Here is a 22,128-nt window from a genome sequence, read left to right as displayed (position 1 = left end):
TCCCGCCTCTACACCGGACACCGACATGCCCGCCTCCGAATCAGAGCTTCTTCATAGCTGGCATCACAACGCCCGCGCCTGGATCGACGCCATCCGCACCGGCGCCATCGAAAGCCGACGCGAAGTCACCGACCAGGCGATTCTGCTGGCAGTGCTGAGCCAGCAACCCGAGCACGTGCTCGACCTGGGCTGCGGTGAAGGCTGGCTGTTGCGCGCCCTGGCCAAACGGGCCATCGATGCGGTCGGAGTGGATGGCGATGCGACGCTGGTCGAAGCAGCGCGAGCAGCCGGCTCTCCAGCGGTCCATTTGGCGAGTTATGAGGAACTGGTCCAGGCAAAAGTCGACATTGGCAGCGGCTACGACCTGATCTGCGCCAACTTCGCCCTCCTGCACCAGGACATCATCCCCCTGCTCACCACCATGCATGCCCTGCTCGTCCCTGGTGGCAAGCTGGTGATCCAGACCCTGCATCCGTGGAGCACGGCGGCGGGTGTCTATCAGGATGGCTGGCGACAGGAAACCTTCGCGGGGTTCAAGGGGCAGTGGCAACCCATGCCGTGGTACTTCCGCACGCTTTCCAGTTGGTTGAATGCGCTGGATATGGGGGGATTTGGGCTGGCTGGGTTGCAGGAGCCGCAGCATCCGCAAGGAGTGGGGCCGCAGTCGTTGTTGCTGGTGGCTACTCGCCGTTCCGTTTTTGGGCGTCGGCTGGATTGAAGTAAAATGGACTCGTTGCTCAACGGCGGAAAGCCCCGATGGCCAGCGTCAGGTGTTTACTCAGTCGTTCTCGTCTGTGCCTTACATGCTATATGAAGGCCAGCCCAACTGCTGACCCAGATAATCTATCGCTGACTATTGAAACTGCCGGGCCTCGATGCAATAGGTCAGCAACGCCTGATCACTGTCCACCTCCAGCTTGCGCATGGCCGAGATCTTTTGCGCGCTGACGGTCTTATTGCTGCGGTTCAATTGCCGCGCAATGTCGCTGACGCTCATTCCCGTTACAAACAAACGCAACACTTCCAGCTCGCGGGGCGACAGGCTTTGGAACCGCTCTTGCACCTGAAACAATTTACCCACCACAGTGGTCGCGACAGGCGCGGGCGCCTCGTAGCTGCGTCGGGCACTAATCGCGCCCAGGGCTTTTACGATTTCGCCGTGCAGGTGGTTTTTCTGAATCACGCCAGCCACGCCCAATTCCTGCAAGCGGGTGAGGATCAGGTTGTTGGAAATCATGGTCAACACCAACACCTGGGTCTCGGGGAAATGGCGCAGGATGTACTCGATCAGCTTCAAGCCATCGCCATAGGTGTCGTCACCCGGCATGTTGAAATCGGTGATCAGCACTTGGGGCTGATGGGCGCGTAACTGTTCGACCAACTGGCTGGAACTGACCGCCTCGCCCACCAGGCGATAGCGTGAATCGCGCTGCACGATCTCGCGCACGCCCACCAGCACAATCGGGTGGTCATCTGCGATGACGACGTTCATTTCTCGCATCATTTATCCTCCTTGTAGCGGGCAGATGGCGCTCATTCAGTTGAAGACCCTGCCAGCAAGCACTGCGCCACCGCAGTCAACCGTGCGCACAGCACTTGGATCTGCGCGGTGGCGTGGGTATCCAGGCGGCCGTCGCACAGCGCGTTCTCCCATTTCTGACAAGCATTGGATAAAGCCTCGGCGCGCACACTGGCCAGCGCGCCATTGAGGCAGTGCAGGTATTGGCGAACCCGGTTGGAATCCCCGTCCGCCAAGCCCTGCTCGATGTGCTGCACGTCAACCAACAAGGTATCGCCCATCAACTGGCGCATGGCTGGGGACAATTCGATCCAGCCTTCACGGTCGCGGTCCGGCGATGGCATCGCCGGGGCTGTCGCGCAGCGACAATGGGCCATCAAGGCCTGGCGCAGCATGCTTATACTCAGCGGCTTGACCACCCACGCGTTCATGCCTACCGCCAGGCAGCGCTCGCCCGCCTCGCGCAGCGCGTTGGCGGTAACACCGATAATCGGTACCTGCACGCCCTGTTCACGCAAGGCACGGGCCAGGTCATAGCCATTGAGGCGCGGCATGTTGATGTCGGTGATCACCAGGTCGAACGGCTGCGAGCCCCATATTTGCAGGGCGTGCTCGCCGTCCCGGGCCACGGTGGCCTGGGCACCCAGGGCTTCGAGTTGCTCTTGCAGCACGGCCTGGCTGACTGGGTTGTCTTCGGCGACCAGCACGCGCACATTCAAACACGGTGCATCCAGGCACGGCTCCGCCTGCGCCGGACTAACGGCAGACGGTGCGTTGCGCAGGATCGGCAAAGTGATGAACAACGAAAAACTGCTGCCCAGCCCCGGCTCACTGACCACGCGCATGGTGCCGCCCATCAATTCACTCAAGCGCGAACAGATCGACAAGCCCAGCCCGGCGCCGTTGCCATCCTGGCCGCCGGCCACTTGATAGAAAGGCCTGAACAACTGCTCCAGGGCCTTTTCCGGAATGCCCACGCCGGTGTCGGTGACCTGCCATTGCAGGGCAACTTTATCTTCAAGCAATTGCTGCACGGTCAGACGCAAGCGCACGCGCCCCGATTCGGTGAACTTGATCGCATTGCCCAACAGATTATGCAGGATCTGTCGGATCCGCCCCCCATCCCCCAACAATTGCCGCGGTACTTGCGAGTCAATCTGCGCATCGATCTGCAAGCCCTTATTGCGGGCCGTGGCGGTAAACCCAAGCACCGACTCCTCCGCCAGTTGGCGCGGGTTGAACGGCGCCGCTTCCACGGCCATTTGCCCGGACTCGATTTTCGACACGTCCAGCACATTACTGATCAGTTGAAACAGCACGGTGGACGAGCCCTGGATAATGTCCAGGTAGTAACGCTGGCGCTCGCTCATGTCGGTCAGGGCCATCAGTTCCAGGTTGCCCAGCACGCCATATAGCGGGGTGCGGATTTCATGGCTCATCGTTGCCAGGAACAAGGTCTTGGCCTCATTGGCTTCGGTGGCCTCCTGGCGCGCCTGGTTCAGTAACTGGGCTTCGTCAACATGCCGGGTGATGTCATTGCAACCACAGAGGAACACGTCCTCGCCTTCGTAGCGCGCCGCCACCACTACAACCTGCAAGTAGCGCCCCTCTACCGCCAGACACATCTCGCCAGGGGTGTCCGGGCCATCGTTGGCTTTAAGCACATCGAGCAACGGTGCAGTACCGCGCAGTTGCAAGGCGCGCTGGTTCTCCAGGAGCAACTGGTGGTCACTGCGCCGTACCACGCACAGGCCCACCGGGGCGTTGTGCAGCATGATGCGGTTGAACGCCTCGCTCTCGAACAACCGTTCCTGCGCGCGCTTTGCCGGATTGACGATGCGGGTCTTGTACCAATGGTTGATCCACCAACCCAGCAGTACAGCCGCCAGAAACGTCAGGCCCAGGCCCAGCAGCGGCCATTTGGCGTAGCGCAGAAAATCCTGAAAGCTGATGGCATACAAGCCGGTCCAATACTCGCCGCCTTCGCTGAGCATCTTGAAGCGCAAACCATGGCTGTTGAAGCTCAAGCCCAAGGGCGCCATGTTTTCATCGTCGAGACTGCCGAGCAACACATCGCCCTGGGGTGAAATCAGGGTGAACTGGTTGTAGACCGACAACTGCAGCACTCGCTCGAATTCATCGACCTGGGACGTGTCCACCACAGCCGCCAGGGTCAGCAAGCCCTGAGGCTGACCGGCCGGCAGTATGGCGGTGGGCGCGTCGATGCCGATCATAGCCACCACGCTGCGACTGTTCCGATACAGTTGCAACGGCGCACGCATCCAGCGCACGCGACTATCGGTCAGTAACAGGCGTTGGCTCTCCTGCAGTTCGTACAAGCGGCTTACCACTTCGCGATACTGCTCACGCAACAGTGGCTGGTGCTGGCGCAAGCCGCCAATGCCTGGCACGGCGAGGCTGGCGACGTCATTGGGGGTGAACACGAACAGCTGCGGCGAGACGTAAAACGAGCTGGCCCAGTAGCCGCCATAGTAATCGGTCAGTTGCACGCCAAACGCCAGCGCCCGGTGCGTGTCGTCCGTCGAGAACCGCGTATCGTGAGACAAGGTAAACGGCAGCGACAAGGCAAACCCTTTGGCCTGCAACACCACCTGCCCCGCATCGCGCTGCAATTGCGCCACCGAGGTGGACTGCACTGAAGGCAACGGCGGCGCATTGCCACGGCTGTAACCGCTGGCTACGTTGCGCAGGAACACCTCATGTTCGTGGATGATCTCCACCAGGCGGGCGAAGTGGAACTCGATCTTTTCCTGTTCGGCGTCGAGCAACCGCGACACCGCCCAGTAGCAACTGCTGGACAGCAACAAGGCGAGCCCTGCCAGCAGCAACAGGGCTTTGTTCAGGCGTTGTGAGCTTTGCGCCAGTTTATCCAGGCGCAGACTTGCATGTTTCATCATCAGCACCGCAGAAGCCTGAACCAGGACGTGGGGCTTATACTCGGTCCCGGCATTGACCAATAACGCCCGGCTGGCCGGGCGACCCTTCCTTCGGGCTTCTTGACTGTGTGACCCTGGCCACGCAGATAATTGATAGCTCTGAGCCACCCTTTTGCGCACCGCCATGCACCAGCGTAGTAGTCACCAGGCAGCAGCGTGGTGGAGCTTCCATCAATTCGAAGGTGATTTGCCGGGGCTCGGCATCGCGGCTCTGCACCTGGGAGAGCAGAGGGGTGGGAATGTTGATCGACAGTCGGTCACCCAGTCGTACCCATTGGACCTGGGCGGCCATGGTCGGGGCGAGGATGCAAGTCAACCGTTGGGTTTCCAGGCCCAGCCGCTCGATTTCACCGAGGCACTGGGATGATACTGACGCAACACCTGCACAGCGGCGGGTTGATACGCAGAGCTGCTGAAAATCCAGATATTACCCACCTCGCCTCGGATGATGTGCACTTGCTCGGCCGAAAAGGGAGGGGCGAGAGGTTGCAGGAAATGTTTAAGTTTCATCGCCGAGAGGTTAAGCGTGGCGAGGCGGCAGGTGAATAAGACGGATCTTAAAGAGGCGGGCGAGTGAGATTGCCGCATACGTGGCAGGCTGTCTAATTCACATACGCAGTTCACGCGTCTCAACAAATCGTTTGGCCCAAGGGGAAGCGTCACTCACCTTGCTTGGGTCGCAATTACGTTTAAACGAACGATTCACCTAGCCAACGAATCCGTTGGCTCAAAGCATGTGCCCAGCCCAAATCTTACGATTGACCAGGTCGGCAGCAATTTCGATGAAGGCATCCCCGACGAATTTGGCAGCCGGACTGACACGCCTGTCGGCAGGAAAAACCTGAACAAGTTTGCGCATGGGAATGGGGTCAATCAAGGGGGCGGCACTGAGCACGCCAGCTTCGATTTGGGCGTAAATCGATGCCAAAGGCAAAGCGGTCAAACCGAACCCATTGCAGACCAAGGCAATCATCGCGCCAAAGGAATCCGCTTCGACACTGGTCTTGAGCTTGATCCCGAGTTCACGCGCACAATCATCCAGAATCACGCGAAGGCTATGTCGAGCGCTTGGCAACACCAATGGCTGCTCGGCCAAAGACTCGAACGACACCGGTGTATCAAGACGCAGGTTGGCGCTGGCGGGGCCGACCAGCAGCAGATTTTCCATCATCACCGGCACTATACGCAGCGTATGCAGGGGTTGGGGATCGTAAGAAATCGCCAGTTCCAATTCGCCACGCTGAACCCAATCCAGCAGATAGCCGCTGAAGGCCGAGGAAAACCTGACGGCAAGATTCGGATGCGCCTCTTTGATTTTGCGCACTAGAGGAACGGTGACGATTTCCGCTACCGTCGGCGTCGTACCGATGACGACCGTTCCCCGAAAAGAGGTCTTTCCGCCCACCACAGAACTTCGAATGGACTCCATTTCTTCCATGATTCGAGTGGCATGCGCCAAGACTTCACGGCCGGCATCGGTAATTTCCATGCCTCGTCCATGCCGATCAAAAAGGTAGGCCCCGAGTTCCTTTTCCAACAGACGAATTTGCCTACTCAGTGCCGGTTGTGCGATGTGAAGCCGGTCGGAGGCCTTGCTAAGACTGCCAAGCTCGGCCACATGAATTAGGGTCTTGAGTTGAACGACATCCATTACCTGGCCAGTCAAAGTCGGGCTCGGCGCGAAATGCGTCGAAAGTAGTATGAGTGTAAACGCATTAGCGTTCCTTGGAATGCCACAGGGCCCGCGCCGCATGGGGCCTTGCGACTTTCGAGCCGGCTGTATCCCCCAGCCCGCACGGGTTGCAAGGCAAGCTATAAAATTTCGATATATCAGTTAGGCCTGGCTGACGGCTTATTACCCTCGTCACTCTGCGGTAGCGTGCAATCAACGTCGACGCCAAGAGCACTCGACTGACTACAAGAATAAGATTCGAGGGCTTACGTCATGATTTACTGCATTTCTCGTTACCTGACTGACCCGCCTTACACAGTCAGCAAGCAGCTGACCTCTCATATACATCCCCCCTCTTCATGTGCCTTGGTCGTCAAAGGATCACTGCAACTGCGTTAAGCCCATCAACCCATCGAGCTTGCAACGTCGGACACGCATCAGCGTGCGCCTCGTATCGTCTCGCCTTGAAAAAAGGGTGAACAGAATGTCTGCATCAACCAGCGACTCAACACTCCACACTGAAAAGTCCGATCAGATAAAAAGTCCGAATCGCGTCAGAGCCATCATGGGTGCCTGCTCGGGCAATCTGGTGGAGTGGTACGACTTTTTCATTTACGCCTATACCGCCATCTATTTTGCGAGCTCGTTTTTCCCCAAAGGTGACACCACCAGTCAGTTGCTCGCAACCGCCGGCGTCTTCGCCGTCGGCTTTTTCATGCGGCCTCTCGGCGGCTGGATTTTCGGCTGGATTGCCGACACTCGCGGCCGCAAGGTCTCGATGATTATCTCGGTGTTTATGATGTGCGCCGGCTCCCTGCTGATTGCCGTCATGCCGACCTATGAAACCATTGGTGTGGCGGCGCCAGTTTTGCTTGTCGTCGCCAGGTTGATTCAGGGGCTGTCAGTCGGCGCGGAGTACGGCACCGGTGCCACCTACATCAGTGAGATCGCTACACCTGGGCGTCGCTGTTTCTATGGTTCATTCCAGTACTTCACCATCATTGCCGGTCAGCTCATGGCATTGATGACTGTGGTCATTCTCCAGCAAACCCTCACCGGCGAAGAATTGCGCGAATGGGGCTGGAGGATTCCGTTCTTCATCGGCGCCCTGAGCTCTATCGTGGTGGTGTATCTGCGCCGCGCCATGCATGAAACCGCCACCAAGAAAGACATGAACCGCAAAGACGCCGGCTCGCTGCGCGGCATGTTCAAGCACAAACGGGCGGTCGCGCTGGTGGTAGCGTTTACCATCGGTGGTTCTTTGTACTTCTACACCTTCACCACTTACATGCAGAAGTTCCTGGTGATCTCCGCTGGCTTCAGTCCGGAAACGGTGAGCTTCATCATGACGGCGGCTCTGGTCGGCTTCATGTTCTGCCAGCCACTGTTTGGCTTGCTGGCGGACCGTATCGGGATCAAGGCGCACATGCTGATGTTTTCAGGGTTGGCCCTGGTGCTGGTGATCCCCCTGCTCTATTCGCTGCAATCGGTCAGCAGCCCGTTTACGGCGTTCCTGCTGGTGTTTGGCGGCCTGGCCATCGCGTCGTTCTACACCCCGATTGCCGGGATCGTCAAAGCGGAACTGTTCCCGCCTGCGGTACGTGCATTGGGCGTGGGCTTTCCGTATGCCGTCGGCAATGCGGCATTTGGCGGTACCGCCGAATACGTCGCCTTGTCGCTCCGGTCCCAAGGCATTGAAGAGTATTTCTTCTTCTATGTCGCGGCCGTCGTGACCATCACTTTCATCGCCGCGATGCTGATGCCGAATCTTTCGCGCTATGGGTACATCAGCGGTTCCGGTGAGATCGAAGAGCGCACCGGTTTAAAGGGTTGCGCAAAGTCACACGCTGCGAGCGTTTGAAGCACTGACGATTACAGCAGGTATTTGAAAAGGGGCCATGAGATCCATGGGCCCTCTTTGCATCACTGGGTAGCGGATGCAGGTGCAACTTGAGTGACAGTTTCGGCGGGGACATTGGCCGCGTGTTCCCGGTTCGGCCATGCCTGCAAATCAAGATCAAGATCCTTGAACTGACTTGAATCGAAGACAGGTGTTTTGATGCCGGCTTTGCGTTGCTGGTCATAGTCGCGCAGCAAGCGCATGCCTACATTGAACAACAGCGCCAGGGCGATCAGATTCACGAAGGCCAGCAGCGTCATGGTGATATCGGCAAAAGCGAACACAGTGCCCAGATTTTGTACGGCTCCCCAAAGGATCAGCAGCAGCACCAAACCACGATAGACAATGACTGCAGCGCGCTTGTCGCCCAGCAGAAAGCGCAGGTTATTCTCGCCCAGGTAGTAGTTGTAGAGGATCGACGTGAAGACAAACAGCGCCAACGCCACGCTGATGAAGGTGCGTCCCCAGTCTCCGACCACTGCCGCCAACGCGTTCTGAGTCAGCACCAGGCCATCGCCTTCAAAACCAGCCGTGTAAAAGCCTGACAGCAGAATCAGCAGCGCCGTACAGGTACAGATCACAAAGGTATCGAGAAAAACGCTGAAGGCCTGAACCACTCCTTGAGCCGCCGGGTGATCCACTTTCGCCACCGCGGCTACGTTGGGAGCACTCCCCAGGCCCGCCTCGTTGGCAAACACCCCACGTTTGACGCCCATGACAATGGCACTGCCGACCAGGCCGGCAAACGCCTGATCCAGGCCGAAAGCACTTTTGAAGATGGTCATCAGCATTCCGGGAACATGATCAAACTGGAGCACGATCACATAAACGGTCACGCCAATGTAAGCCAGCGTTTTGACCGGCACCAGCAGGTCCGAGACCGCGGCGATGCGCTTGATGCCGCCCATGAACACCAGGCCAAGCAATATGGCAATCGTAATTGCGGAGTAGGTCGTAGAGAAACCGAACGCATTATTCAGCGAGTGAGTCACGGCATGGGATTGCAGTCCGTTGAAGGCGAAACCAAAGGTCACCAATAGCAGTAACGCCATGACCTTGCCCAGCCAGGGTTGTTTCAGTCCGTACTGGATGTAATACGACGGCCCGCCGCGGAACTGTCCGTTAGCATCACACCGTTTGTACAACTGCCCCAGGCTGCACTCAAAGAAGCTGGTGGACATGCCCACCAGCGCGGTAACCCACATCCAGAACACCGCGCCCGGGCCGCCCAACGTTACCGCCAACCCGACACCGGCGATATTGCCCGCACCTACGCGCCCCGCCAGGCTAAGCATCAATGCCTGGAATGAGCTGATCTGCCCGGCACTCTTTTGCACGCTATCGCGGAAGGCGCCGAACATATGCAGAAAATGGCGGAACTGGACAAAGCGTGAACGCACCGTGAAGTAGCCGCCCAGGCCTACGATGAGCACGATCAGAAGCTTGCCGGAGAGAAAATCATTAATGACATCAAGCATGGGTCGAACCTCTTGTTGTTATAGGTACACGGATTCCAGGCACGCACGCGCCTGCACAAGTCGCCGCCCGAAGGCAGGAGAAGTGACTGAATCAGCTTTTGAATTTCAACTTCGTAGCCTGGCCAGGCTCCCGCGAATGATCAGGAAGCCCTCAGGACGACCGGGCTTACCCGGTAAGGCTGCTCACCTGGAAATCGGCGATCTGTTGCCACATCGCGATGGGGTTGGAATACATCGGGAAATGCCCGCAATCAGGAATGGGGGCCAGCCGGACACCTTCGGCCTGGATATGCGGCAGATAGGACAGTGACGCGTTCTGCTCGCCGTACATGAACATTCGTGGGCATTTCAAGCCGAGGAATTTGCTCATCAGATCGGTATTATCGGAAAGATCTACCATCGACTGGAATATCCCCCGCACCGCACCGGCACGCACCTTGTGCCGCAAGCTCGCGGAATAGAGTGCACTGGCATAGGCCGGAGCGTGCCGGGCACGTTCGATGAAGGCGGCGAAAAACACCTCGGGATCGTTGCTCGGATAGTCGATGATCTGCCGGCTGAGGAAGCAGTCTTCCGGGGCGATATTGCCCTCGATATCGACGAAACTGAGCACCCGGTCCGGGAACTGATGCGCCAGCATCAATGCGGTCAGACCGCCCATGGAATGGCCGACCAGATGGAAGCGTTCGATGCCGAAATGTGCCAGCACCTGCAGCGCTGTCTGCAGCAGAAAGGGAATGGAAATCCTGGAAAGATCATCGCACTGGCTTTCACCACAACCCGGTGCGTCGTAAGCCACGAAAGGGTGACCGGCGAACGCGGGCTGCTGCACGATGTCGGCATAGTCCTCCTTGCTCGAACCAAAACCATGCAGGAACACGATCGGCGCAAGGACGCCGTCGCGATGGATGGCGGCCACGTTCAGTTGGACACCCTCCACCGTCAGAGGGAGTTGCACATGAGTGAACGTTTCTGGAGAAGACACGTTGTTGACTCCTTGAACGAAAAGGTAGCGCCGAACCTGGGTTGCCGGCAGCCAGACTCGCAATTTCAAGGGAATCGAGCCTTCTGTAAATTCCTAATACGGGAAGGCTTTCATACGCCAAACCTATCACTCCTGTTCACGCACAGGGCCTTGGTCGACTCACACACGGGACTGGAGACGGGTGACCAGCTCCTGCACTAGCGGATTGGGCCGATCTGCATTCCAGGCCACCGCTGTGGTCACGACATTGAGCTTCTGGATCAGTGCTCGAAATACCACATTGTCCGGTGCCAGTTTTTTCAGCGACGCTGGTACCAGTGCGATACCCTGGCCGCAGCTGACAAAGGCAATTTGCGAGGCGACCGAGCGCACTTCATGCAGCACGCGCGGGGAAAAACCGCTGGCGCGGCAAGTCGCGATCAGATTGTCGAAGTAGACCGGACTAACCTTTCGGGAAAACATCACCAAGGGTTCAGTGGCCAGGCTGGACAGGCTGATTCGCGTGCGCGCAGCCAAGGGGTGATCGCTGGGCAGGGCCACAACCAGGCGGTCCTGAGTCAGCGGCAGTGATTTGATCGAGGCCCCCAGATCACCGTCCAGCCGGGCGAAGGCCAGGTCGATGTCCCCGGCTTCCAGCGCCGGCACCGCTTCGACGCTGTCGATCTCCCGTACAGACACGGTGAGGTGCGGGTAATCGCTCTTCAGTTGCTCGATCAAACCCGGCAAGACATCAAACATGGCCGTAGAAATCGCGCCGATGGTCAACATCCCCGACTGCCCCACCACCGCCTCCTCCACGGCGAGCTCCAGCCGTTCCAATTGGTCGGCGAACTTGCGCACGGCCGGCAGAATCGCCGCTCCCACCGGGGTCAGCTTCGCACCGCGTCGCGAGCGATCAAACAGCTTGACCTTGAGCGCCTGCTCCAACACTTGGATCTGCTCGCTCAGCGGTGGCTGGGACATGCCCAAACGCTTGGCCGCACGGCCGAAGTTCTGTTCTTCGGCCACCGCTAGGAACAACCAGAGATGACGAATCAGTCGAAAATTGATCATGATTAATCCATAGGTTTAACGTATCTAACGCATCTGTGATTAGTAATATACCTATCAAATTGTCTCACTGACACTGGACGCCTCCGTCACCACTGGGGCTTTCCCATGATCAATAAGAGTTTGCTGGATCGCTTGGCGGCGCTGGATACCAACACGGTTTCCGATGCGCTCGACTTCCTCGGCTTGCCGGGTGCCACCGTTGGGCTGCGCCCGTTGTGGAACTGCCCAAAGATTGTCGGCCGCGCCAGCACCGTGTTGCTGGCTCCTAAATCCGACAACGCCCCCACTGTGCACCTGATTACCCCCGTGGTGGAACAGATCGACAGCGATGACCGTGTGCTGGTGATCGCAGGTGGAATCGAAGGCATCTCCTGTTGGGGCGACATCCTCGCCAATGCAGCGGCCAGCAAGAAAGTGCGCGGCACGGTAATCGACGGTTTCAGCCGTGACATCGACGGCAGCGAGTCGATTGGCTACCCGGTTTACGGCCGCGGCGTGACCATGATCAGTGCCCGCAATCGGGTGGTGCAGATCGATGCCGCCGTAACCATCAACGTGGCCGGCGTCGACGTCAGCGAGAACGACTATGTTATCGCCGATACCTGCGGCACCGTGTTCGTGCCCTCAGCCTATATCGAGAAAGTGGTCGACCTTGGCGAGCGTATTGCCCGCCGCCAGGACGGCATGGTCGAGGCTGTTCGCAGCGGTCGCTCTGTCGCCGAAGTGATGCATGACACCCAATTCGAAGCGATCCACACGGAGCACGCCTGATGAACATCGAAGACAAAGAACTGGTCGCCTTGTTTGAAGGCCTGGACACCCCGGGTGTTTCCGATGCGCTGGACAAACTCGGCCTGCCCGGCCAATGCCTCGGTGTGGCGCCACTGGACAACTACAGCAAGGTTATCGTCGGCCCGGCGTTTACCGTGCAGTACGTCTCGGCCAGCGTACCTCCGGGCACCGTTGGCGATTTCATCGAAGACGTCGCGCCCGGCGATGTGGTGGTCATCGACAACGGCGGCCGCACTGATTGCACCGTCTGGGGCGACATCATGACCCAGTACGCTGGTACTCGGCAGATCGCTGCCACAGTCATCGACGGTGTTTGCCGTGACGTGAACAAAGCACTGGGCGATGGCTACCCGATCTTCAGCAAAGGCCGTTTCATGCGTACCGGCAAAGACCGCGTACAGGTTCAGTCGGTCAACCAGCCGGTGTCCATCGGTGCCGCCCGGGTCTGTGCCCGCGACATCGTAGTCGCCGACGCCAACGGTGTGGTCGTCGTCCCCCGGGCTCGTGCAGCTGAAGTGGCAGCGTGTGCCCGTCAGATCGAATCGGTCGAAGCCGACATTCGCGCGCTGATCAGCCAAGGCAAAACCCTTAAAGAAGCCCGGGTCGCACTGGGTTACCACAGCCTGCAGAGGAAAGTCTGATGACTATGCTCCCCCTCCCCCTGGATTCTTACGCACGGGCAAAAGTTCTGGGCAGTTCGACGCTGTATGAAGCATCTCATCTGCCTTGCGCGGTCGACAGCGCGATCCGCCCGATCTGGGACGGTGCCTTTATCTCCGCTCCCGCTTACCCTCTGGAATGCTCGCCCGGCGACAACCTCGCCCTGCACCTGGCGATGGAACGTGTACCCCGTGGCAGCGTGCTGGTCGTAGGCACGGGCAGCTTCATCGCCGGTTATTGGGGCGAAGTGCTGACCGTGGCGGCCGAAGCGGCTGGCGTGGTCGGGCTGGTGATCGATGGTGGCGTACGCGATATTGCGGCCCTGAAGAAACGCCAGTTCCCGGTGTTCGCCCGCGGCATCTCGCTGAAAGGCACAATCAAGGCCAGTGCGCCTTCGGTGGGGCAGCCGTTCAATTTCAATGGTGCTTTCGTGACACAGGGCGACTGGGTGGTGGCCGACGATGATGGTGTGATCATCATTCCCAAGGCGGATGCCGCACGCACCCTGGCAGAAGGTGAAGCGCGGGCGGACAAGGAAGCGCAGATGATGCAGGCGTTGACCGAGGGCCGCTCGACCCTGGAACTGATGAACCTGACTGAGTGGAGAACTCGCGCATGAGCGCCGATATCCAACGTCTGAATCAGCGTCTTGCCAATGCGCAACCGTCCGCGACTTACCGAATAATGGATCGGGTGGCAGAGCGCCGGGCGCAAGGCGCGAAAATTATTTCGCTGTGTGCCGGCGAGCCGGATTTCGATACGCCCAAGCATGTGCGTGAAGCAGCCATTCATGCCATTGAACACGGCCACACCCGCTACACCCAGGTCGCCGGTGTACGTTCACTGCGAGAAGCAGTGGCCGCCAAGTTCCGTCGTGAGAACGGTCTGGACGTGGCCTGGCAAGACACCCTTGTCTGCAACGGTGGCAAACAGGTGATCTACAACGCCTTGGCCGCGACCCTCAATGAGGGTGACGAAGTTATCGTGCCGGCGCCGTACTGGGTCAGTTACCCGGAGATGGTTCAATTGCGTGGCGGTGAAGCCCGAATCGTTACTTGCGACGCCGACACTGGCTTCAAGCTGACGCCCTCGGCGCTGGCCGCCGCGATCACACCGCAGACCCGCTGGTTGATCCTCAATTCGCCGTCCAACCCGACCGGCGCGGTGTATAGCCGGGAAGAACTGCACGCCTTGGCTGAGGTGTTGTTGGCTCACCCTCACGTGCTGATTCTGGCCGATGACATCTACGAGCATCTGATTTTTGATGATCAAGCGTTCTACACCCTGGCCCAGGTTGAACCACGACTGGCACCTCGCACCCTGACCATGAACGGTGTGTCCAAGGCCTATGCCATGACCGGCTGGCGAATCGGTTTCGCCACAGGGCCGCGCTGGTTGCTGGAAGCCATGGAAAAACTGCAAGGTCAGCAAACCTCTGGCGCCAGCTCTGTGTCACAACAGGCTGCGCTCGCGGCACTGGAAGGTCCCAAGGATTTCATCCGTGAAAGCCGGGTGGCATTCCAGAGTCGTCGCGATTTGATGGTGGCGCTGCTGAACGACACCCCAGGCCTTGAATGCGTCAGTCCAGCCGGGGCGTTCTACGCGTTCGCGTCCTGTGCCGGATTGATCGGGCGTACCTCTGCGGGTGGCCGAGTACTGCACACCGACGAAGATGTCGCGCATGCGCTGCTCGACGAAGCGGATGTCGCCGTAGTGCATGGCAGCGCTTTTGGACTTGGCCCCTACATACGCATTGCCTACGCCCTGGATGACGCTTCATTGCGCCGGGCTTGCGAGGGGATCCGTACGTTCTGCACCTCTGTGCGTTAATCATTTCCCTTCCCATAATGCGTGGCTATCGCCGTTGCCCGGCAGGCCACGCATTCACCCTACCTGCTATACAAAATGGGCATATCTCAAAGACAAAAACGGTAGTCGTAGTCCGCTCCCAGCACTCCCAGAATGTGTAAAAACACAAAAGCAGCACTGCTTGGGAGATTGGCATGTCAACAGAAGCTGAACACACCGTGGGACAGGATTGGCAGGAGGACGTGTTTCGCGTGCTCAAGGCCCACGACGTCAAACACGTGGTCTTCGTACCGGATGCAGGCCACTCGGCGGCGATCCGTATGTCGTATGCAGACCCGGACATCAAGGCCGTTGTCCTCACCACCGAAGAAGAAGGCATCGGCTATCTCGCCGGCGCATGGCTTGGCGGCGAGCGCGGCGCTCTCTTGATGCAGTCCAGCGGCGTCGGTAACTGCATCAATACCCTGGCACTTCAAGTCTGTGCCGGCTTTCCGCTGTTGATGGTGGTCACCATGCGCGGCGACTGGGCCGAATTCAACGCGTGGCAGAACCCGATGGGCCAGGCCACAGAAGCCTCCCTGAATCTGATGAAAGTAATGACCTGGCGCGCGGACGTCCCGGAAGACGTTGCCCCGCTGCTGCACGGTGCCGCGACCATGGCCTTCAACGGTGATTCGTCCACTGCCCTGCTGCTCGGTCAGCGCCTGATTGGAGAAAAGAAATGGGTCAAGTAAGCGCAAACCACACTCTGTGCCGCCGCGAAGTGGTCAAGGCCTTGCTGGCCGACCGCAAAGACGTGCTGGTCGTGACGGGTCTCGGTTCGGCGTCCTACGACGTCATGGCTGCCGGTGACAATGATCTGAATTATTACCTGTGGGCTGCCATGGGCAGCGCGATCACTGTGGGTCTGGGCCTGGCAAATGCGCAGCCAGACAAATCGGTGGTGGTAGTCACCGGTGACGGCGAGTTGCTCATGGGCTTCGGTGCACTGGCCACGGTAGCACTGCAAAAGCCCGCCAACCTGACCATCGCGGTGCTGGATAACGGTCACTTTGGTGAAACCGGCATGCAAGTCAGCCACGCCGGTTTTGGTATTTCCCTGGACCAGGTGGCGAAGACTTGCGGCTTCAGTTGGACCGATGAAATCCGCGACATGGAAGGCGTACATGACCTGCGCGAGCGCTTTGCGAGCCGCGACGGCGTCAAGCTCGCGACGATAAAGATCAAAGCGGAAAACCCGTCACGGGTGCTGCCACCGCGCGATGGTCATTACGTCAAGAATCGCTTTCGTGCCGCCTTGGGTTTCAACCCGATCTGATTGCTCTTTGCCCGGACCCGGTCACGCAGGGCAGATGCCGTGCGTGACGCGTTGAGGAGAATAATAATGACTGACCGTAACTCTGAAGAACTCAATGCCATCCGCGAGGGCGTGCGTGCCCTGTGCGCTGAATTCGATGCGGCTTACTGGCGCAAAGTCGACGAAGAAAAAGGCTTTCCGGAAACCTTCGTCAAGGCCCTGACCGATGCCGGCTGGCTGGCGGCGATGATTCCTGTCGAGTACGGCGGATCCGGCCTCGGGCTGGCCGAGGCCTCGGTGATCCTTGAAGAAGTGAACCGTTGCGGCGGCAACTCCGGCACCGTCCACGGGCAGATGTACAACATGTTCACCCTGCTACGACACGGCAGCGAGGCGCAGAAAAGCTACTACCTGCCGAAACTGGCCAGCGGTGAATTGCGCCTGCAATCGATGGGCGTCACCGAGCCCACTACTGGTACCGACACCACAAAGATAAAGACCACCGCCGTGCGTAAAGGTGACAAGTACGTGATCAACGGGCAGAAGGTGTGGATCTCACGCGTCCAGCATTCCGACCTGATGATCTTGCTGGCGCGGACCACGCCGTTGGACGATGTTAAGAAAAAATCCGAAGGCATGTCGATCTTCCTCGTGGACCTGCGCGAAGCCATCGGTAACGGGCTGACCGTGCAGCCTATCGCTAACATGGTCAACCACGAAACCAACGAGTTGTTCTTCGACAACCTGGAAATCCCCGCAGACAGTTTGATCGGTGAGGAAGGCAAAGGCTTCCGCTACATCCTCGATGGACTGAATGCCGAACGCACCCTGATCGCCGCCGAATGCATCGGTGACGGTCGCTGGTTTATCGAAAAGGCCAGCGCCTATGCGCGTGATCGCGTCGTGTTCGGTCGCCCTATCGGGCAGAACCAAGGCGTTCAGTTCCCCATCGCTGAAGCACACATTGAAATCGAAGCGGCTGACCTGATGCGCTGGCGTGCTTGCGAGGAATACGACAGCGGTATCAACGCCGGGGCCAGCGCCAACATGGCCAAATATCTGGCGGCGAAAGCCTCTTGGGAAGCCGCCAATGCGTGCTTGCAGACCCACGGCGGTTTTGGTTTTGCCTGCGAGTACGACGTCGAGCGCAAATTCCGTGAAACCCGCCTGTATCAGGTTGCTCCCATCTCCACCAACCTGATCCTGTCGTACGTTGCCGAACACCTACTCGAACTGCCGCGCTCCTTCTAAAGGATAAGCGTATAGCCCAGCGCGTCGGCCCAAGCAGGCGCGACTGGGGAGCCATGACAAGAGAGATAATAATCATGAGCCAACCCAAAGGCATCCGTCCGCTTGATGGCATTACCGTCGTCAGCCTTGAACATGCGATTGCAGCGCCCTTCTGCACCCGACAATTGGCCGACCTTGGTGCGCGTGTCATCAAGGTCGAACGCCCAGGCACGGGTGACTTCGCCAGAGGTTACGACCAACGCGTCAACGGTCTCGCCTCGCACTTCGTCTGGACCAATCGCTCGAAAGAAAGCCTGACCCTCGACTTGAAACAAAATTCGGCCACCGAGGTGCTGGACAGTTTGCTGGCCACCGCCGATGTCCTGGTGCAGAACCTGGCACCGGGTGCAGCAGCACGAATGGGACTTTCATTTGAGGCATTGCATCAGCGATTTCCACGCCTGATTGTCTGTGACATTTCAGGCTACGGCGCAGGCGGTCCCTATGAAAAGAAAAAAGCCTATGACCTGTTGATCCAGAGCGAAGGAGGATTCCTATCGGTCACCGGCGGACCGGGTGAGGAAGAAATGGCCAAGGCCGGTTGTTCGATTGCTGACATCGCGGCCGGTATGTACGCCTACACCGGAATTCTGTCTGCCTTGCTGTTGCGTGGACGCACTGGCGAAGGAAGCCACCTCGATGTGTCCATGCTGGAAAGCCTGGTCGAGTGGATGAACTACCCGATGTACTACGCCTACGATGGCGCTACACCTCCCCCTCGCGCCGGCGCCGCGCACGCCACGATCTACCCGTATGGTCCCTTCCCCATCGGTGACGGCACGACAGTGATGCTGGGTTTGCAGAACGAGCGAGAGTGGCAGCTATTTTGCGACAAGGTACTGCTTACTCCTGAACTGGCGAAAGACGAACGTTTCTCTGCCAACTACAAGCGCGTCGATAACCGTCAAGCGTTGCGGGCATTCATCGTTGAATCGTTCTCCACACTCAATTTCGATGCCGTGTTTGATCGGTTGGAGCATGCGCAAATAGCTAATGCTCGGGTCAATGACATGCAAGGTGTTTGGGACCATCCGCAACTTCAGGCACGTGACCGCTGGCGGGAAGTCGAAACCTCCGCCGGCACCGTTCCGAGCTTGATACCTCCCGGCAGCAACAGCGCGTTCGAGCCACGTATGGATGCCGTACCGGGCCTCGGTCAGCACACCGAACAGGTGCTCAGGGAACTGGGGCTGGGTACAGACCGTATTGAACAAATGCGCGCAGCCGGGGCGATTTAGCCTTGATCTGAAAACAAAAAACCTGCCTGCAACGATCAAAGTTTTTCGAGAGAACACTGCCCAATGAAAATCCTGGTAGCTGTGAAACGTGTGGTCGACTACAACGTCAAGGTTCGCGTCAAGGCGGACAATTCCGGCGTCGACCTCGCCAACGTCAAGATGTCGATGAACCCTTTCTGCGAAATCGCCGTGGAAGAAGCCGTACGCCTGAAAGAAAAAGGCGTGGCGACTGAAATCGTCGTCGTCTCCATCGGCCCGACCACCGCCCAGGAGCAACTGCGCACTGCGCTGGCGCTGGGTGCCGATCGCGCCATCCTCGTCGAATCCGCTGAAGAGCTGACTTCTCTGGCCGTTGCCAAACTGTTGAAAGCTGTTGTCGACAAGGAACAGCCTCAGTTGGTGATCCTGGGCAAACAAGCGATCGACAGCGACAACAACCAGACTGGCCAGATGCTCGCTGCATTGAGCGGCTACGGTCAGGGCACCTTCGCTTCGAAAGTCGAAGTGTCTGGCAACAGCGTTGCCGTGACTCGTGAAATCGACGGCGGCGCGCAGACCGTTTCCCTGAAACTGCCAGCTATCGTCACCACCGACCTGCGTTTGAACGAGCCGCGCTACGCGTCCCTGCCAAACATCATGAAAGCCAAGAAGAAGCCGCTTGAAGTGCTGACGCCTGACGCTTTGGGCGTTTCCACCGCCTCCACCAACAAGACCCTGAAAGTCGAAGCGCCGGCTGCACGCAGCGCGGGCATCAAGGTCAAGTCGGTGGCTGAACTGGTCGAGAAACTGAAAAACGAAGCGAAGGTGATCTGATCATGACTATCCTCGTAATCGCCGAACACGATAACAAGGCGCTGGCCCCGGCCACCATGAACACCGTGGCTGCCGCTGCGAAAATCGCTGGCGACATCCACGTCCTGGTCGCTGGCCAGAACGTTGGCGCGGTGGCTGAGGCCGCTGCGAAAATCGCTGGCGTGGCGAAAGTGCTGGTGGCCGACAACGCCGCCTACGCTCACCAACTGCCGGAAAACGTCGCGCCGCTGGTTGCAGCTCTTGCCCAAGAAGCAGGGGCTGCGGGCTACAGCCACATCCTGGCTGCCGCGACTTCCAACGGCAAAAACATCCTGCCGCGCGTTGCTGCCCAGCTGGACGTTGACCAGATCTCCGAGATCATCTCGGTAGAAAGCGCTGACACCTTCAAGCGCCCGATCTATGCCGGTAACGCCATCGCTACCGTTCAGTCGAACGCTGCAGTGAAAGTGATCACCGTGCGTGCCACCGGTTTCGACCCGGTTGCCGCTGAAGGCGGTTCGGCTGCCGTTGAAGCCGTCGCTGCTGCGCACAACGCCGGCACTTCGAGTTTCGTTGGCGAAGAACTGGCCAAGTCCGATCGCCCGGAACTGACCGCTGCCAAAATCGTCGTTTCCGGCGGTCGCGGCATGCAGAACGGCGACAACTTCAAACACCTGTACGCCCTGGCCGACAAGCTGGGCGCTGCCGTCGGTGCTTCCCGCGCCGCGGTCGACGCAGGGTTCGTACCCAACGACATGCAAGTCGGTCAGACCGGCAAGATCGTCGCGCCACAGCTGTACATCGCCGTCGGTATTTCCGGCGCGATCCAGCACCTGGCCGGCATGAAGGACTCCAAAGTGATCGTTGCGATCAACAAGGATGAAGAAGCGCCGATCTTCCAGGTGGCCGATTACGGCCTGGTGGCGGATCTTTTTGAAGCAATTCCAGAAATGGCCGCCCTGGCCTGATCACTGACCGGTTGGAGCAAATAATATGAGCAGCAGTTCCGATTTTTCCGCCTGGATTGGACGACGTCAGGAAAGCCAGGACCGGATCAGTTTCACTCTGGTCAGACGCATTGCCGCGACATTGGGCGAGTCGGCACCACAACCTGGTGAGCCGCTGCCGCCCCTGTGGCACTGGGCATTTTTTCAGGAGCCGGTGGGCGCCAGCGAACTGGGACCAGATGGCCATCCAGCGCTTGGGGGCTTTTTGCCGCCGGCCCATAACCGCAATCGTATGTGGGCTGGAAGCAGAATTGAGTTTTACCAGCCGTTAAAGGTGGAGGCTGAAGTAACCTGTGTATCGACCATTCTCAACGTCGAGGAGAAGCACGGTCGCACGGGTTCCTTACTGTTCGTCACGGTACGCCATGAGTTTTTCCAGGACGGCCAACGCGCCCTGCAAGATGAACAGGACATTGTTTACCGTGAACCCACTCCTCCCAAACTGAGCGACACCAAAGCACTCCCTGAAAGCCAATGGCAGGCACGGGTCGAGCCCTCAGCGACCCTGCTGTTCCGCTACTCCGCCGTCACCTTCAATGGCCATCGAATTCACTATGACTGGCCATACGTCACAGAGACCGAAGGTTACCCGGGATTGGTGGTGCATGGTCCTTTGATCGCCACCCTGAATCTGCGTGCCTTTACCAAAGCGCACCCGAACGTGCGCTTGAAGCGCTTCACCTTCCGTGGCGTCCGGCCTTTGATTTCGCCTCACCCTTTCGAAGTCGGCGGACGGCTGATAGATAGCGGCAAGGCACAGCTCTGGGCAGGCAATCAGGACGGTGCAGCGCAGATCGGCGAAGTCGAGTTCAGCGCAGGAGAAACACCATGAATACGTCCATTGTTCGCTCCGCCCTGTTTGTGCCGGCCACTCGTCCAGAGCGCATACCCAAAGCCATCACCACCGGTGCGGACCGGGTCATTGTTGATCTGGAAGATGCCGTGCAGGAAAACCTCAAGGAACAGGCCAGGGATAACCTGGAGCGCTTCTTGAGTGACAATCCGGACGCCCCGATTCTGGTGCGAGTGAATGCCCCGGATCACTGGGCCCACGTAGCAGATCTGGAGCTTTGTCGACGACACGCCGGCGTGATCGGAGTTTTGCTGCCCAAAGCAGAAAGCGCGGAGCACGTCCTCACGGCTGCCAATACCCAAAAGCCGATCTGGCCCATCATCGAAAGCGCCAAGGGCCTGGCCGAACTCCAAGCGATTGCCCAGGCCCAGGGTATTGAGCGCTTGTCGTTCGGAAGCCTCGATCTGGGCTTAGACCTGAACTTGACCACCGGTAGCCATGCCGCCGAAGAGATCCTGAGTCACGCTCGATACGCAGTACTGCTCGCGACTCGTGTGGCCGGCCTCGCTCCGGCGCTGGATGGCGTGTTTCCTTCCATACAGGACACCGTCGGCCTGCATAGCACCGTTCAGTTTGCCCGCGACATGGGGTTTGGTGGCGCGTTATGTATCCATCCGAGCCAGGTGGCAATCATCCATCAGGCGTTAGAACCAAGCCCTGAGGAATTGCGCTGGGCGCAACGCATTATCGAAGCCGCCAGCTCAGGTGAAGGCGTCTTCGTGCTGGATGGGCAAATGGTCGACGCACCGGTCATTGGTCGCGCGCGCTCCATTCTGGCGCGCGCAACCTGATTCAGCGGCGGCAGTTTGCTACGAAGCCGAGCAAT

General features: G+C 58.8%; 21 protein-coding genes. 15 read left to right on the top strand and 6 right to left on the bottom strand.

All coding sequences use genetic code 11. The features are described 5' to 3' along the window. Positions 1 to 25 precede the first annotated feature (25 nt). Positions 26 to 718: a class I SAM-dependent methyltransferase gene (locus LOY67_RS09535; RefSeq protein ID WP_265066927.1), complete on the top strand. Its 693-nt coding sequence runs from the start codon at positions 26 to 28 to the stop codon at positions 716 to 718. A 135-nt stretch (positions 719 to 853) separates the two neighbouring features. Here LOY67_RS09535 and LOY67_RS09530 read toward each other — a convergent pair whose 3' ends face one another. Next, positions 854 to 1,501, bottom strand: a complete 648-nt coding sequence (locus LOY67_RS09530; protein WP_265067732.1) for a response regulator — start codon at positions 1,499 to 1,501, stop codon at positions 854 to 856. Between the two features lie 32 nt (positions 1,502 to 1,533). After that, positions 1,534 to 4,434, bottom strand: a complete 2,901-nt coding sequence (locus tag LOY67_RS09525; protein ID WP_265066926.1) for an ATP-binding protein — start codon at positions 4,432 to 4,434, stop codon at positions 1,534 to 1,536. 166 nt (positions 4,435 to 4,600) lie between these two features. Between LOY67_RS09525 and LOY67_RS09520 the strand changes: the two genes are divergently transcribed. Beyond that, positions 4,601 to 4,843, top strand: coding sequence for a hypothetical protein (locus LOY67_RS09520; protein WP_265066925.1), 243 nt, complete (start codon positions 4,601 to 4,603; stop codon positions 4,841 to 4,843). A gap of 360 nt (positions 4,844 to 5,203) precedes the next feature. Here LOY67_RS09520 and LOY67_RS09515 read toward each other — a convergent pair whose 3' ends face one another. After that, positions 5,204 to 6,127, bottom strand: coding sequence for a LysR substrate-binding domain-containing protein (locus LOY67_RS09515; protein ID WP_265066924.1), 924 nt, complete (start codon positions 6,125 to 6,127; stop codon positions 5,204 to 5,206). A 505-nt stretch (positions 6,128 to 6,632) separates the two neighbouring features. On the opposite strand from LOY67_RS09515, the gene LOY67_RS09510 reads away from it, so the two are divergent. Next, a complete protein-coding gene (locus tag LOY67_RS09510; protein WP_265066923.1) occupies positions 6,633 to 8,009 on the top strand; it encodes an MFS family transporter in 1,377 nt (458 codons plus the stop codon). Between the two features lie 62 nt (positions 8,010 to 8,071). Here the strand turns inward: LOY67_RS09510 and LOY67_RS09505 are convergent, their stop codons facing one another. The 3 genes from LOY67_RS09505 to LOY67_RS09495 all read right to left on the bottom strand — a co-directional run bounded on the left by LOY67_RS09505 (position 8,072) and on the right by LOY67_RS09495 (position 11,564). Then, positions 8,072 to 9,526 (bottom strand): alanine/glycine:cation symporter family protein, encoded by a 1,455-nt coding sequence (locus LOY67_RS09505; protein ID WP_265066922.1) that lies wholly within the window; start codon positions 9,524 to 9,526, stop codon positions 8,072 to 8,074. A 166-nt stretch (positions 9,527 to 9,692) separates the two neighbouring features. Beyond that, positions 9,693 to 10,511, bottom strand: a complete 819-nt coding sequence (locus LOY67_RS09500; protein WP_265066921.1) for an alpha/beta fold hydrolase — start codon at positions 10,509 to 10,511, stop codon at positions 9,693 to 9,695. Positions 10,512 to 10,670: 159 nt separating this feature from the next. Beyond that, on the bottom strand, positions 10,671 to 11,564 hold the full coding sequence (locus tag LOY67_RS09495) for a LysR family transcriptional regulator (RefSeq protein ID WP_265066920.1): 894 nt from the start codon (positions 11,562 to 11,564) through the stop codon (positions 10,671 to 10,673). A 105-nt stretch (positions 11,565 to 11,669) separates the two neighbouring features. Here LOY67_RS09495 and LOY67_RS09490 point away from each other — a divergent pair, with 105 nt between their 5' ends. The 12 genes from LOY67_RS09490 (at position 11,670) to LOY67_RS09435 (ending at position 22,093) form a co-directional block, all read left to right on the top strand. Next, positions 11,670 to 12,335, top strand: coding sequence for an RraA family protein (locus LOY67_RS09490; protein ID WP_265066919.1), 666 nt, complete (start codon positions 11,670 to 11,672; stop codon positions 12,333 to 12,335). Continuing rightward, positions 12,335 to 12,997: an RraA family protein gene (locus tag LOY67_RS09485; protein ID WP_265066918.1), complete on the top strand. Its 663-nt coding sequence runs from the start codon at positions 12,335 to 12,337 to the stop codon at positions 12,995 to 12,997. Before LOY67_RS09490 ends, LOY67_RS09485 begins: the two co-directional genes overlap by 1 nt. After that, entirely contained in the window at positions 12,997 to 13,635 is a 639-nt protein-coding gene (locus LOY67_RS09480; protein ID WP_265066917.1) for an RraA family protein, read from the top strand. The genes LOY67_RS09485 and LOY67_RS09480 overlap by 1 nt, the downstream gene beginning before the upstream one ends. Further along, on the top strand, positions 13,632 to 14,846 hold the full coding sequence (locus LOY67_RS09475; protein ID WP_265066916.1) for a pyridoxal phosphate-dependent aminotransferase: 1,215 nt from the start codon (positions 13,632 to 13,634) through the stop codon (positions 14,844 to 14,846). Before LOY67_RS09480 ends, LOY67_RS09475 begins: the two co-directional genes overlap by 4 nt. A 173-nt stretch (positions 14,847 to 15,019) precedes the next feature. Next, the gene (locus tag LOY67_RS09470) at positions 15,020 to 15,559 is read left to right on the top strand and encodes a thiamine pyrophosphate-binding protein (protein WP_003442221.1); all 540 of its coding nucleotides are present in this window, start codon (positions 15,020 to 15,022) and stop codon (positions 15,557 to 15,559) included. Next, entirely contained in the window at positions 15,547 to 16,143 is a 597-nt protein-coding gene (locus tag LOY67_RS09465; protein WP_265066915.1) for a thiamine pyrophosphate-dependent enzyme, read from the top strand. The genes LOY67_RS09470 and LOY67_RS09465 overlap by 13 nt, the downstream gene beginning before the upstream one ends. 66 nt (positions 16,144 to 16,209) lie before the next feature. Further along, complete coding sequence (locus LOY67_RS09460; protein ID WP_265066914.1) at positions 16,210 to 17,373, top strand: acyl-CoA dehydrogenase family protein; 1,164 nt, start codon at positions 16,210 to 16,212, stop codon at positions 17,371 to 17,373. Positions 17,374 to 17,447: 74 nt separating this feature from the next. Then, positions 17,448 to 18,650, top strand: a complete 1,203-nt coding sequence (locus tag LOY67_RS09455; RefSeq protein ID WP_265066913.1) for a CaiB/BaiF CoA transferase family protein — start codon at positions 17,448 to 17,450, stop codon at positions 18,648 to 18,650. A 63-nt stretch (positions 18,651 to 18,713) separates the two neighbouring features. Then, positions 18,714 to 19,463 (top strand): electron transfer flavoprotein subunit beta/FixA family protein, encoded by a 750-nt coding sequence (locus tag LOY67_RS09450; RefSeq protein WP_265066912.1) that lies wholly within the window; start codon positions 18,714 to 18,716, stop codon positions 19,461 to 19,463. A 2-nt stretch (positions 19,464 to 19,465) separates the two neighbouring features. After that, complete coding sequence (locus LOY67_RS09445; protein WP_265066911.1) at positions 19,466 to 20,410, top strand: electron transfer flavoprotein subunit alpha/FixB family protein; 945 nt, start codon at positions 19,466 to 19,468, stop codon at positions 20,408 to 20,410. A gap of 25 nt (positions 20,411 to 20,435) precedes the next feature. Then, positions 20,436 to 21,281, top strand: coding sequence for a MaoC family dehydratase N-terminal domain-containing protein (locus tag LOY67_RS09440; protein WP_265066910.1), 846 nt, complete (start codon positions 20,436 to 20,438; stop codon positions 21,279 to 21,281). Further along, on the top strand, positions 21,278 to 22,093 hold the full coding sequence (locus LOY67_RS09435; protein ID WP_265066909.1) for an HpcH/HpaI aldolase/citrate lyase family protein: 816 nt from the start codon (positions 21,278 to 21,280) through the stop codon (positions 22,091 to 22,093). The genes LOY67_RS09440 and LOY67_RS09435 overlap by 4 nt, the downstream gene beginning before the upstream one ends. Positions 22,094 to 22,128 lie beyond the last annotated feature (35 nt).

Source organism: Pseudomonas sp. B21-056, from assembly GCF_026016325.1.
Lineage (GTDB): Bacteria > Pseudomonadota > Gammaproteobacteria > Pseudomonadales > Pseudomonadaceae > Aquipseudomonas.
The sequence above is the reverse complement of the archived record's forward strand: the minus strand, read 5'-3'. Positions and strand labels throughout refer to the sequence as shown.